The 13,315-nt window shown below is 40.2% G+C and carries 11 protein-coding genes; 10 read left to right on the plus strand and 1 reads right to left on the minus strand.

The features are described from left to right. Positions 1 to 505: 505 nt before the first annotated feature. The 3 genes from EO92_RS06510 (at position 506) to EO92_RS06520 (ending at position 4,780) form a co-directional block, all read left to right on the plus strand. Positions 506 to 1,714, plus strand: a complete 1,209-nt coding sequence (locus tag EO92_RS06510) for a C39 family peptidase (RefSeq protein WP_048170185.1) — start codon at positions 506 to 508, stop codon at positions 1,712 to 1,714. 369 nt (positions 1,715 to 2,083) lie between these two features. Beyond that, on the plus strand, positions 2,084 to 4,156 hold the full coding sequence (locus tag EO92_RS06515) for a DUF3160 domain-containing protein (RefSeq protein ID WP_369793127.1): 2,073 nt from the start codon (positions 2,084 to 2,086) through the stop codon (positions 4,154 to 4,156). 195 nt (positions 4,157 to 4,351) lie between these two features. Then, positions 4,352 to 4,780 carry a hypothetical protein gene (locus EO92_RS06520; protein ID WP_235283222.1) on the plus strand — a complete coding sequence of 143 codons (429 nt, stop codon included), beginning with the start codon at positions 4,352 to 4,354 and terminating at the stop codon, positions 4,778 to 4,780. Between the two features lie 725 nt (positions 4,781 to 5,505). On the opposite strand, the gene EO92_RS06525 is transcribed toward EO92_RS06520, so the two are convergent. Then, positions 5,506 to 6,324 carry a winged helix-turn-helix domain-containing protein gene (locus EO92_RS06525; RefSeq protein WP_048170186.1) on the minus strand — a complete coding sequence of 273 codons (819 nt, stop codon included), beginning with the start codon at positions 6,322 to 6,324 and terminating at the stop codon, positions 5,506 to 5,508. A 432-nt stretch (positions 6,325 to 6,756) separates the two neighbouring features. Here EO92_RS06525 and EO92_RS17585 point away from each other — a divergent pair, with 432 nt between their 5' ends. The 7 genes from EO92_RS17585 to hemA all read left to right on the plus strand — a co-directional run bounded on the left by EO92_RS17585 (position 6,757) and on the right by hemA (position 13,209). Next, on the plus strand, positions 6,757 to 7,854 hold the full coding sequence (locus EO92_RS17585) for a M12 family metallo-peptidase (protein ID WP_156165743.1): 1,098 nt from the start codon (positions 6,757 to 6,759) through the stop codon (positions 7,852 to 7,854). A 44-nt stretch (positions 7,855 to 7,898) separates the two neighbouring features. Beyond that, entirely contained in the window at positions 7,899 to 8,318 is a 420-nt protein-coding gene (locus tag EO92_RS16670; RefSeq protein WP_052734287.1) for a hypothetical protein, read from the plus strand. 506 nt (positions 8,319 to 8,824) lie between these two features. Beyond that, positions 8,825 to 9,874, plus strand: coding sequence for a heme b synthase (gene ahbD / locus EO92_RS06540; RefSeq protein ID WP_048170188.1), 1,050 nt, complete (start codon positions 8,825 to 8,827; stop codon positions 9,872 to 9,874). Continuing rightward, the gene (gene ahbA, locus EO92_RS06545; RefSeq protein WP_048170191.1) at positions 9,871 to 10,434 is read left to right on the plus strand and encodes a siroheme decarboxylase subunit alpha; all 564 of its coding nucleotides are present in this window, start codon (positions 9,871 to 9,873) and stop codon (positions 10,432 to 10,434) included. Before ahbD ends, ahbA begins: the two co-directional genes overlap by 4 nt. Before the next feature lie 4 nt (positions 10,435 to 10,438). Further along, positions 10,439 to 10,897: a siroheme decarboxylase subunit beta gene (gene ahbB / locus EO92_RS06550; protein ID WP_048170193.1), complete on the plus strand. Its 459-nt coding sequence runs from the start codon at positions 10,439 to 10,441 to the stop codon at positions 10,895 to 10,897. A 43-nt stretch (positions 10,898 to 10,940) separates the two neighbouring features. Beyond that, a complete protein-coding gene (locus EO92_RS06555; protein WP_048170196.1) occupies positions 10,941 to 11,615 on the plus strand; it encodes a bifunctional precorrin-2 dehydrogenase/sirohydrochlorin ferrochelatase in 675 nt (224 codons plus the stop codon). A 271-nt stretch (positions 11,616 to 11,886) separates the two neighbouring features. Then, positions 11,887 to 13,209, plus strand: a complete 1,323-nt coding sequence (gene hemA / locus EO92_RS06560; protein ID WP_048170198.1) for a glutamyl-tRNA reductase — start codon at positions 11,887 to 11,889, stop codon at positions 13,207 to 13,209. The last annotated feature ends 106 nt before the right edge of the window (positions 13,210 to 13,315 follow it).

A 13,315-nucleotide genomic window follows, 5' to 3' on the forward strand; every position in this document is an offset into this window, starting at 1 on the left:
ATATAACAAAAAGGAGGTATCTCTCTCCTGATGCGTATAATTATAAGGTATGGTTTTTAAGAGGGAAATCACCTGCATAATTTGTCATATTTTTATCGATCTGCCATATCCGAATTTACTGTTCTGATTTTCGATTGGTTATTTTGGATTTCAATTTAGAGGGGTATAAAGTCTCCCAGGTTCCTTATCTCTTTATTTTGAAAAAAATACTTGCGGTATCTATAGACATATATAATCTTTCTGTGCTAATCATCAAACAATTCTTCATATGAAGTCTTACTACTGAAAACAATACTTATAAATTAAACGTTCATTTTGATTGTTAGAGACGATGGCCATAAAACTTATAAGCAGTTGATTAAAAGTAATTTACGGGGTTCAAATGGACTTCCTACGGCAAATTTGAACCCCATAGTGCCCGGAGGCATGGTTAGTGTTAGCTTTGTGAATATTTAAGGCTTGCTTGATCCTGCCTCTGGAGTAACAAAATGTGCGAGGTAGAAATATGACAACAAAGTATAAATTTGGATTAAGTGTACTGTTTGCAGGATTACTACTTTTGAGTGTGGTATGCATTTCACCTGCGGCTGCCGCTATCGAAGAAAAAACAATCGAAAAGAATTATGTCTCAGTAAAAGAGGCAGAAGTTCATGCCAAAACAGCTCTCTACGATTTCGTATTGATTGGTGCTCCAGGCTCCAATTCCAGGGATTGGACAAATGCAACAGTAAATCCGGACTCCCTCCTGATATACGATACGAATGGGAAAAAACTTTTTTACCAATTTACAGTCGAAAATAATGGGATAAATATAGGGGCAATAAAAGTTGCTGCAAGTAAAGTGCTTGGAGACCCTATCCGGACAATAGAATTCTATTCTGAAGACTGGGATATGAAAAAAGAAGTAGAGAATGCGAAGAAATTGGTCGCAAAAGATCCTAAAAATGCAAATGTTACATCCTCAAAAGTTGTATGTTATAGCTATCCTAAAATTGGAATAATGGCAGACATCCAGGAGTCCAAATCCAAAGAAGAAAAAAGTAAATTGTTTGATTTCTCTGGTTCTGAAATTATTGACAAGAGCATAAATGATACTAACTCTTCTGAAATTACTGATGTATGGTCGTTGTATTCGGAAATACCTGAAGAAGAAATAGAGGGGCGACTAGTAGCTTGGGACGAATATGATAAACGTGCAAAGGAAATTGCAGATAAAAATTTTGAAGAAGATGAAGTCCAGATAAAAATTGCTGGAGTCCAAAAAACACTTTCTTTCACTCGTTATACCCAAGAAAATGACTATTATTGTGCACCAGCTACAGGAAAGATGATTGCGAATTTTTATGACGTCACCCATACCCAGACATACATCGCTGGTATGATGCTTGTAGTAACGGGTCTAGGAACTAGTATTTATGATCAAATGGAATATTATGAAGACAGTGATGGGTTAGACAAAGATGGTTCATACTATGACTCCAGTCCAACATGGGATGAAGCTAAAACCGAAATCGACAATAATAGGCCTTTAGCAACTTTGATTAGTGGCCATACAAGAGCGTGTGCGGGCTATTGTCAGGGAGCCGATGGAAACAATTATCTGTACATATATGATCCGTGGAGCCTCAATTTTGGAAATAGTTATCGGGGAGGTATTTACTGGGAAGACTGGGACTTAATTACTCATCAATATCATATATATGTTAAAGATTGAAACTGAAAAAACTTATAAATACTTTTTATTTTACCATGAAAATATATTTTTTGGCTTGTTACTTTAGTTTATAGAATCAATGCAATAAGCCATTTATCTTTTAAAAGTAATTAAAAGTTAATTGAATGTGTTAATTATTCTTGATTTCAAAATTAATTTTTCAGTATAATTTCAACATATCATTGACGAGAGGGGTATACTTTGAAAAAAGCAACCACAACTATTTTTATCTGTCTGCTGGCAGTATCGTTAGTTTTTATCTCCGGGTGTGCTGATAATCCAGATAATCTAGCCCAAGGAAAAAATCCTGAAAACATAACAAATGAAACTCCGCACAAAAATGTTTCAGATACAGACCATGCAGACAATATAAACCCTCTTCAGCTTGAAAAACAAAGCTCTTTTTCCAGATATTATAGTAAAGAACAGCCACAGGTCGAAGCAGAAGTTCCCGCTTATTCTTTACCTCTACATGCTTCAGAAATTGAAAATTATTATGATTTTACCCATAAGATTCCTCTTACAAACGAAAATAGGAACTTACTGTACAAAAATGGGTTTGTTATAATTGAAAATGAAGTTACTAAAAATCGATTTAAAGCTGAGCAGGTGAATGCAACTTACGGGAGCCTGAAAGTAGCTGATGTTCCTATATTCATCACTTCAGATTCTCTTCTTCATCTCTACCACATCCAGTTTGATGAAACCTTAAAACGGGTCGAAGAAGAGGAATTTTACAACGAGCTCTGGAAACTTGACAAAGCCCTTCTTGAAGCCTCTATAGATGATTATGACAGCGCATCAGGGGGGAAAAAAGAAGCTGCAAGAAGAAATGTTGCATACTTTGCGGTCGCTTTGAGCCTGCTCCAGCCAGAAGAGGATCAGATTAAGTCTCAGTTTAAGGTTCCTGAATTTGTAACAGATGATGTTGAAGCCGAGCTTGCTCTTATAGAAGCTCACGAAGGCTTTGTGGCCTCTCCTATTTTCAAGTACAACGAAGATTATTCTCAGTATGTGCCCAGAGGACACTACACTAACTCGGAAATACTTGAGAAATATTTCAAGGCCATGATGTGGCATGGTCGAATAAGCATGTTCCTTCAGTCGGAAATGATTACTGAAGGCGAATCAACGGCAGAAGACCTGGCTGCAGAGTACCAGGAAAATGAAGAAAGAATTCAGACTATGCAGGCCTTTTTAATTTCTGACCATTTTGATAGAGATATAAGCCTCCGTGACAGCTGGGACAGAATTTACAACGTGACAGCTTTCTATGTCGGGTTTTCCGATGACCTCGGTCCATATGAATATGCAAAAGCTCTGGATACTGTTTTTGGGAATGATAGATCCGGAGTGAGTTTTGACAACGAAAGCCTTGCAAAACTGATTACCGAGCTGGATAAATATGAAAGCCCCAAAATCTACGGCGGAACAGGGAAACTAATTCCGGCAGGCTCTGAAACTGAAAACGAAGCCTTTGAGGCCGCAAAAGGGTTCAGGTTCATGGGTCAGCGCTACATTCCTGACTCCTATATTCTCCAGAAGCTCAATCCTCCAGCCCTGAATATCATGGACCTCCTTGGTTCTGAAAGGGCCAGAGAACACCTGAAAAATATGGGTGTTTCTGAAAATGAAGAATACAAAAACCGCTACCGGTCTCTCGAAAAAGAGTTTGGAACTTTTGATGAAGAAGACTGGAATAAAAACCTCTACTGGTCTCAACTGTATGCCTTAATACCTCTCCTTACAAGCTACCCAGAGGGTTATCCCACCTTCATGCAAACCGAAGCCTGGGAAGATAAGCAGCTTAACACGGCCCTTGCCTCCTGGACTGAGCTCAGGCATGATACTATTCTCTATGCAAAGCAGGCTTACTTTGCAGGCGCTCCTCCTCCCGAGTCACCAGAAGAAAAACCAGTTCAAGGGTATGTGGAGCCAGTGCCTGAATTCTATGCAAGGATGCTTGCCCTTACAAAAATGGCGCATAATGGGTTAGCTGAAATGGAAGTGCTTGATGACCAGTCGGATAAAGACTTTACAATTCTTGAAAGCACTCTTGAAAAACTGCTGGAAATCTCGATTAAAGAACTTGAAAATAAAGAGCTGACGGATGAAGAGTACGAGTTCATCAGGAATTTCGGGCAAAATATAGCTCCAATGCTTGAGAACATAGACGAGGATGCCCAGAGTTCTGTCATGGTTGCCGATGTCTATACGGATCAGAAGGGTCAAGTTCTGGAAGAAGGGACCGGAAAACTGGATTTAATAGTAGTAGCGTATAAGCAGCCCGATGGCAGGATCGTGCTCGGTGCCGGTCCTGTGATGAGCTATTACGAGTTCTGGCAGACTTCAGGTGAAAGATTGACAGATGATGAGTGGGAAGAAATGCTGGCAAATAATCCTCCCGAAAGGCCGGAATGGGTTGAGTCCTTTAGGGGATAAAAGATGCTATCCTGAATAGCTTATCTTTTTCATCCATTTTTTTCTTGTTAAGAATACGCGTTGATAATACAAACAAAAGCGAGGAATCTCTCCTGAAGTGTGCAATTATGAAGCATAATTTTCAGAAGGAACGCTTTCGCACATATACAGAACAACAAAAATTGTTATTTTGCTACTTTACAAAGGAGTGATAAGGTGAATCTATTTAATAAAATAATGGCAGTAGTTTTAATTTTCTTTTTCTTTATGATGTTTCTTATTATAGCACCATTGGCGTTCACGACGATAGAACCACTTTATACAATCAAGAATTATGATGAACACCCACATAATGCAACTGTAAGAATTACTGGATATAATGGAGAGTATTTTGAAGAAACAAATTATCAGCTCAATTCAGGACAAACTGTAAGTGTAGAAAAACCAAAAAAGCTTTTACTAAAATGGTCAAACCCATTTAAGGATGGGTACTTGTACTTCGCATCCGGGGATTATCATTACCATATTGTATCTGAAAATATGTCAGTAATCTATTATTCAACTCCACACCTTACAAACACTGTAATCTTTGAACTAATCAATGAAAGTGGAGAATTCAATTTGTCCATTACAGAAATGACGTAAAAAAGGAAAAATTGAAAAATGGGGTCAGACTCACATAAAACCTATTTTGAAGTAGTTTATTCCTGTTTTTTGTAAGCTTCTTTTTTGCAAGCTTCTTTTTTGCAAGCTTTTCAGTAATTTTAAGACTGGCCCCGCCATTAATGCTCAACTTCCAAATGCTATATCGTTATCCAGGAAGTATTTTCCTACCAAGGTTCGGATAATCCGGCGAGTGTAAGCCTTCCGAACTTCCGAGGCTCCGGCAGAGACATTGGTTTTAATGGCATTAAAGTCCGTACAACGCCGCAGCCCGGGTGGATTGGTTCCTCAGTTTTTCAGCATATGGATCTGGAAGTTAGTTATTGAAAGCTATCAGCAGAAGAATGATTTTCAAATCTAACTAAGGAATGATGAAAATATAACTTATAAATTTCAGTTTGGGAATTGATCTATAGTTTCATTTCCCACAATAACTATTCTTGGCAACAAAATCTCTTGATATTATATTTGAATCATTCCTAAACAAGGGGCGATGTGCCAATTTTCCCTTTGATCGATGCCCATCTCACTTTCCCACTCTTTTTGTATGCTTTAAAAATAGACGCTGTATTGGATTTTACCAAATCTTGAAAAAAGTGATTGAACTAATATTTTCAAAGGAGTTTTATCTCTTTTTTTGCTTTTTGGGTTATCACAGATTCAATCACAAATATTTTAGAATTACAGGGATTCTGAATTTCTGCAAATTATATTTGCATTTTTGTAAAATCTGCCTTCCCTTTGCAATACCAGAAAAGCATCTCTCCCCATTCAATGGCCTTCGAGTCAGAACTGAACAGGCCTGTGCTTATGTCGTACTCAATGCCCTCTTTTTTGTATAGATTCAGAGAAAGGCGTTTATCCGTAACAATGAGCCCAACTTTAATATCTTCATCTATGACCATTAATTTGAAGTTTTCATAATCTTTCAGTGCAGTTAGTTTTTCTACGTAAGGTGATCGCTTCAATTCTCCTGCAACATGAAGAGGAACTACAAGCTCAACAGGGACTCTTTCTTTCACTCTTTCAGAGATAGAATCAGCATATCCTTGGGTTACCACGGATGATATGCCGTATATATGATCTGCTTCTTTAATCATTTTTAACTGGTTGTTGTAGACGTTAAGGATCTCCGTGCCTCGATTCTTGAGGACTTCAGACTCATGAAGACATCCTATTTCTTTTAACAGAGGATTTGGAATTCCTTCGAGATAATGTCTTAACCAGAAATGTTTAAATTTATTAATTGTCCAAAATGTTACAAAAGAGTCAGCTATTCCTGAAGCCACAATTTTTCCTGCTGGCGTCAGGAAATATTCGCGTTCTTTTGTTTCTATCATATGATCCGCTTCGAGTTTTCTTAGTTTTGGAATTATTGCCTGGGATGTACTCCCGGTAATCTCACGCAGATGGGAAAGCTTTTTGCTGCCATCGTTTAATGATAAAAGTATCTCTGTTAAAAGTCTTGACCTGTATATTGCCTGAACGTCATCATCCATCTTCTTATAAATTTCGAAGCCATTCATTTCTTGTCGCCGCATCTACAGATTTTCTCCTCACTTTCTTATTAAATTGTTTTAACATCATATATTCTTTTCTTTTGTTGGGACATGCATGTTGTTGTCGTTTTGTTAATTTTATGGATTAGTGAAGAAAAGAGTCTCCAGATTATTTGTTAAAAATGGGTCGAATTTCAGACGTCAGTTAAAGCTCTGAAATTTCGTTATTTTTGATGAAAAAGAGGATTGGTTTAATTAATGTTAATCAGGCTGATGAAAAATTCATCACCGTAATAAATGTATAGGAGAAGATTAAGAGAGATTTTTGAATGTGAAGTTCAAACAAACTTTCCAGAGCACATTTGAACTTCACATGCCCTGAGGCATGATTATGTTAGCTTTAAGAGTACTTAAGATTTGTCTGTTCTTGCCTCGGGAATAAAATCACGAGGTAAAAGAATGACAACAAAGAAGAAATTCGTATTAAAGGTACTACTTGCCACAATAATGCTGGTGAGCACAGTGTTTGTTCCGGCAGTAAGTGGGCATATCGACGAAAATTCGGATAAAGTTGTAACAGAGAATAGCATAAGATATACCGAAGCCGAACTAAAAGACCTCTATACTAAATACAATATAACTGAAAATGATTTGGACTTTGCGAATAATGAACTGCCTTACTACTTAGAAGGAACGGTTTTGGACAGTAACTTGAGAGTTATAGCAAGTGAGACTGGCAAACCTCCTGAAGGCTTTAAAGAAGGAGAAGACTATGATCTGATAATAAGCCATGAAGAGATGTTTGCCATAATAGACGGAGCCAGAGAAAAATACATCCAAAAATACGGAGTAGATCCAGCAAATCCTAAAATCGATGCTGTCAATGGTTATGCTCTTCCCAGGGAAGAAGTAGATAAATTTGTTGAAAGTGGGATAATAACTTTAGAAACTGATGTTTCAGAAAAGGAAATGCAAGAGGACACTGGAAATATTCAATCTTCCATATTATCTGTTGGTTCCAATCCATATGCTATAAATGGAATTATAAATGAATACGTATTCGTAGCAACAGATTCACGACACAAACCAACACAGGCCGTTACTCAAGCTACGTATGATGGACTTTATCGATTTGAAAATTTCGGCATTGGAGTTAATGTTTACTGGAATTGGAATTATTGGGATGCAAGTGATATTAGTCCGGCCAATAGCACTCTACAAGCTCTTTATGATTTAAAAGAAGATACTGGTTGGGTAAGAGGTTCTGCAAATGATATGGTGATTGGCTGGACACATAACATGGACCATAATGGCAGAGCTTTTGAGTGTGATATAAGTACAAATGGACCTTTTGCTATATGTGCGGACACCGCAGATGGTGTAGATTGGTCGCATGATATTCTTGTTCAGCATGAAGTTTCCCATAATTTTGATGAATCAGATCAAAACTCTCCATTCCATCCTACTTGTGTAATGAATGAGTTATGCGCATATTTAGGTACTGATTTTTGGTGTACCTCTTGTGGGAATACAGTTCAGAACGGTATTTACAATTAATATTTTTGGTGTTAGAATACATGCGCTGAAATAAGGGAGAAATTATGAAAAAATTATACGCACTTGTTATTATGGCAGGTATCTTTTTGTCAGTTGCGCTATTTTTTACTGTCATGCCCTTTATTTTTTTAGGGCATCCTCTTCCTTTTTTTTCCATATATAATAAAGATATTTACGACCATGAAACTGTAATTGAGATACTTGATTCTGACAACGAATCTGTATTCAAAAAAGCATATGAATTAACTCCTCAAGAGTTAATATCGGAGCCAAAACCTTCATGGTTATTGTTGAGACTTTCTTTTCCTCCCGGAGATAAGGAAGAGTATACAGTGAAAGTTATTTCCGATAGCAATATGACAAAATCTCTCCGGGTAGAATTGCAACTATGGAATAATGCTCACATCGAATTGTATGGTGATGATGCGGAAAGTCCCATTACTATAGGGATAGATACTATATAAATTTTTTAAATTTGTAATTTTCTATGATTTGATACATGTCTTTCCAATATTTCACAGTATTTTTCGAACAACAACATTTTTTCTAATACTGCTTTTGAAACTTATTCAAATATGATAAACTCTAACGATGGACTCTAATGATTTTAAGCTTGGATATTCTAGGGCAAGACTTGTTTTCATCCCTATGAAATAATCTCTATGTTTAGAGTAGTCTCATTCAGTATGGAATAAATAATGTTAGTAGTGTTATGATATAATCTTTCATCTTTAGCTTTCCAGCAAGACAAGCTTTACTTCCCCTTCTATTTTTACAGGTCATTGTTTGAAATGACAGAATATTAATATTACTTTATTAATATGACCTCTCAAGTTTTAATTAGATTAACTTTAAGTAAAATTGGTTCTGATTTCTATTCAGTCTTCAGATTATGATTTTTACTTCCTAATTATCATTAATTTGTAAATCTCATTTCCCTCTGACTTCCATTAATATAAACCATTAATCTCTGATTGCCATGACAAATGCACCAAGACTTATCGCATGGGAACTTACTGCGGGCTGCAATCTGAACTGCGTGCACTGCAGGGGAGCTTCTACTTCCTCGGTTCCTGAAGGTGAGCTTACAACTGAAGAAGCTAAGCATTTCATTGATGAAGTTGTAGAGCTTGGAAAACCAATTCTCATCCTTAGCGGAGGCGAACCTCTCACCAGAGCGGATGTCTTCGAGATCGCACGTTACGGGACTGATGCCGGGCTCAGAGTAGTGCTCGCAACAAATGGCACTCTGCTGACCCCTGAGGTTGTGCAAAGGCTGAAAGATTCAGGGGTTCAGAGGCTGAGCATCAGCCTTGACGGAGCGACTGCAAAGACCCATGACGAGTTCCGGGGCGTTCCGGGAGCTTTTGACAGGACTCTTGCAGGCATCGAAGTCCTCCGGAAGGCTGATTTTCCTTTCCAGATCAACACAACGATTTCGAGGCGCAACCTTGAGGAAATCCCGAAGACCTTCGAGCTTGCAAAAGAACTCGGGGCAGTTGCGTACCATGTCTTTTTCCTTGTGCCCACAGGCAGGGGAGAAGAATCCGATGAGGTTTCCCCTGTGGACTACGAGCGTGTCCTGCACTGGTTCTATGACATGCAGAAAGAATCGGAAATCCAGCTGAAAGCGACCTGTGCTCCCCACTATTTCAGGATAATGCGCCAGCGGGCAAAAAAAGAAGGCATCGAGATCTCCGTCAAAACCCACGGCTACGAAGCCATGACAAAGGGCTGCCTCGGAGGAACCGGCTTCTGCTTCGTCTCAAGCGTTGGAGAAGTTTACCCTTGCGGCTACCTTCCCGTGCTTGCCGGAAATATCAGGGAACAGTCTTTCAGGGACGTCTGGGAAAACTCTGAGGTTTTCAGGAAACTGAGAGATCCCGAAGAGCTTAAAGGAAAGTGCGGGATATGTGACTACAAAAAGGTCTGCGCTGGCTGCAGGGCAAGAGCCTATGCTGCTACAGGCGACTATCTCGAAGAAGAGCCCTACTGTATCTACAGGCCTGGGAATAAATGATAGTGATCCAGATGATTGACATTGATAATTTAAAAGATCAGCTCAAGAAAGAGGCTGTCGATTTTTCCTGTGATATGGATCCTTATGAAAGGGAAGTTCCGGTAATAGAACTTGACGAAACCGATAAGAAAATCCTCAACCTGATCCAGCAGGAAGTCCCCCTCGAAGTCGAACCTTTTGCAAGGTTAGGCGAGATTCTCGAGCTTCCGGAAACTGAAGTCATTGAAAGGCTGCGTGAACTCAACACGAAAGGGGCAGTAAGAAGGGTGGGCCCTGTCCTCAGCATGAGAAACATGGGGGGCGTAAGTACTCTTATAGCCCTGAAAGTGCCTGAGTCCCGCATAGAGGAAGTTGCTATTTTTATTAACGAGTATCCTGAAGTTTCCCATAATTATCTCAGAAGTGCTGCACAATATAATCTCTGGTTTACGCTTTCTGCTCCTAATAAAAACAGGCTTGAGAGGATTCTCAGCGAAATTCGGGAGAAAACAGGCTGTCCTCTTCTTGATCTTCCTACAAAGCACCTGTTTAAGATCCAGGTAAAGTTTGATATCAGGTGAAATTATGGATAAAACGGATGTAAAACTGCTAAAACTCGTGCAGGATGGAATTCCTATCACTCATTCTCCTTTCAAAGGGTTTGCTTCTGAACTTGGAATCAGTGAACAGGAGGTTGTTGACAGGCTTAAAAGCCTCCAGAAAGCCGGGAAGATCCGTCGCTTTGCGGCTTCAATCGGGCACAGAGCCATAGGCATAACAGCCAATGCAATGTGTGTCTGGAATGTCCCGGATGAGCAGATCGAGAAGATAGGGGAGATTATGGCTGAATTTCCCGAAGTGACGCATTGCTATGAGCGCCCCCGTTATCCTGACTGGCAGTACAACCTGTTTACAATGGTCCATTCCTATACTCCCGAAGACTGCGAAAAAGTGGCTGAAAGGATTTCGGAAGCTACCGGGGTTAAGGATTATACCCTTTTCTTCAGTGACAGGGAGTTCAAGAAAACAGGAGTCAGGCTTTAAGGGCTGACTAATTAATTCATCTTATATATCGAGGTCCCTGAAAATGGCTGGAACAAATAATTTTCTTCCCCTAATGCTTGACCTTTCAGGCAGGAAAATCGTGATTTTCGGAGGCGGTTCTGTTGGGGAGCGCAAGGCTGAGCTTTTCTGCGGCTGTGCGGATACTGTCGTTGTCAGCCTTGATTTCTCTGAAAGGCTGCAGGAACTTGGAGCATCAGGGCAGGTAAGGCTGCTCCGGCTTGACCTTACGGCGGCAGCGGATTCCGAGCTAAGGGAAATCATTTCAGGGGCTTTTCTTGTTATTCCGGCAACCAGTAGTTCCGAACTTAACCGGAAAATCACTGATATTGCAGGGGAAAGCGATATTTTGATTAATCAGGTGGATGCTTTAGGTAATGTTGTAATCCCATCAGTCATCAAAAGAGGAGACCTTGTGATAGGGATCTCCACCCTTGGGCACAGTCCTGCGGTCTCGAAATACACCCGCAGGCAGATCGAAGGCGTGATAACTCCTGCATATTCCGATATGATCCGGCTTCAGGACGAACTGAGGACTTACCTCAAACTGCACATAAAGGAGCAGAGGAAAAGGAAAGCCCTTCTCTGGAAAGTCCTTGAAAGCGAAAGTGTCTGGAATGGATTTTCCGAATCATATGAAAAGGCAGCAGAAATCGCATATGCCATAATCTCAGATAATTTCGGAAATTCCGACCTGTAAAATCAGGCTGGAGGTTCACAGGCACATGCAGAGTATATTGAAAGGAAAAGGGTTACTCTGCGAAAGGAAACGTTCTGTGAATGAAAATGCTTTAAATAATTACCCTTTATATAGAAACCCTTAAGTGAAAAATGGCTGATGATTCTTTAATTACCCTTTAAATAGAAACCCTTAAGTGAAAAATGGTTGAGGATTTCTGGACAAAGTTTAATTTACAACTCCTTATATTATTCATTCTATTTCCTGTATTCATTCTATCCGGAGGCTCTCTGTGACAGAAATCTCAAGTATGGTTATATCCCATAAAAAAGCGAAGGTTGAGGAAATGGAGTCCGCCTGGCACGGAGATCTGGACGGGCTGCTCCATAACCTGTACAACCATGAGTATGTGTACGAGTGCGTCGTCTTAAAAACCTGCAACCGTGTTGAAATCTACATAGTTTCCCCCAAAAGCAGCAGTATACTTTTCTCTTTTGCAAAGGAAATGGGAGCTTCCACCCACATCATCGACTTTTATGGGCACGACGAGTCTCTGGAACACCTGCTCAGGCTTTCAGGGGGACTCGAGTCCATGATTGTAGGAGAAGACCAGATCCTGGGGCAGATAAAGGATCTCTATGCCTATTCCAAGAAAGCCGGGACAACCGGAAAAATCCTTGATACGGCTTTTGAAAAGGCTATCCAGGTAGGCAAGAAGATCCGGAACGAGACCCTGATCAATAAGGGTTCGGTTTCCATAGGTTCTGCAGCTGTAGACCTTGCTGAAGATATCTTCGGGGGGCTTACAGGAAAATCCGTGCTTGTAATCGGAGCCGGGGAAATCGGAGTCCTGGTTGCAAAGGCTCTTGCCGAAAAGGATATCGAAGCTATTTACATTGCAAACCGCACGTTTAAGAAAGCCGAAGAAATCGCCTACGAGCTAGGAGGTCACGCGGTCAAGCTTGATGATATCAGGTCCTATCTCCCGGGTGCGGATGTCGTGATCAGCGGCACTGGAGCTCCCCATTATATCCTTACGCGGGAGATTATTGAAAAAGCCGTGAAGGACAGGGATCGAAAACTTCTTCTTATCGATATCGCAAATCCCAGGGATATTGAGGAATCCGTCGCGGAGCTCGAAAATGTTGAGCTCTGCAATATTGATAACCTGAGGGTCATCAGTGAAAGGACCCTGAAGATGCGAAAAGAAGAAGCAAAAAAGGCTGAAGCCATTATCCAGGACGAAATCCGGCTTTTAAATCTCCAGTACAAACGCCAGAAAGCTGACCGTTTGATTTCCGAGCTTTACCGGCAGGTCTATGATGTCCGCGTAAGGGAACGGGAAAAAGCAGTCAACCGGCTCAGTGCCTATCATACTATAGGGGAGATCGAAACCGAGGTGCTTGATGATCTCACTCATTCAATCGTTAACAAGATCCTGGGTGAGCCCACCAAAGTCCTCCGCCAGGCTGCAGAACTCGGAAATGAAGAGTTTCTTGATGTGGTTTCAAAGGTCTTCTGCCTCGATAAAGACCGGGTGAGGGTTGAAAACGTGAAACCCGGCTGCACAAAAGAACAGGCACAGGTTAAAGAGCAATATGCTGTAAAAGATTAAGGCCGAAACGTAAAGGAAAGCAGAAGCAATTACAGGCAGAAATAATCTCCAAATTAAAGCAATTCACAGGTAAAGCAGTTAATATTTCTTAACGAATTCACAGGTA

It is taken from the genome of Methanosarcina sp. 2.H.A.1B.4 (assembly GCF_000979385.1).
Classification (GTDB): domain Archaea; phylum Halobacteriota; class Methanosarcinia; order Methanosarcinales; family Methanosarcinaceae; genus Methanosarcina.

What these genes read in the sequence shown, in the direction of transcription:
- EO92_RS16670 (WP_052734287.1), top strand. Translation starts at nt 7,899, where the DNA reads ATGAAAAAATTATACGCACTTGTTATTATGGCAGGTATCTTTTTGTCA.
- ahbB (WP_048170193.1), top strand. Translation starts at nt 10,439, where the DNA reads ATGGATAAAACGGATGTAAAACTGCTAAAACTCGTGCAGGATGGAATT.
- ahbA (WP_048170191.1), top strand. Translation starts at nt 9,871, where the DNA reads ATGATAGTGATCCAGATGATTGACATTGATAATTTAAAAGATCAGCTC.
- EO92_RS06510 (WP_048170185.1), top strand. Translation starts at nt 506, where the DNA reads ATGACAACAAAGTATAAATTTGGATTAAGTGTACTGTTTGCAGGATTA.
- EO92_RS06525 (WP_048170186.1), bottom strand. Translation starts at nt 6,324, where the DNA reads ATGAATGGCTTCGAAATTTATAAGAAGATGGATGATGACGTTCAGGCA.
- EO92_RS06555 (WP_048170196.1), top strand. Translation starts at nt 10,941, where the DNA reads ATGGCTGGAACAAATAATTTTCTTCCCCTAATGCTTGACCTTTCAGGC.
- EO92_RS17585 (WP_156165743.1), top strand. Translation starts at nt 6,757, where the DNA reads ATGACAACAAAGAAGAAATTCGTATTAAAGGTACTACTTGCCACAATA.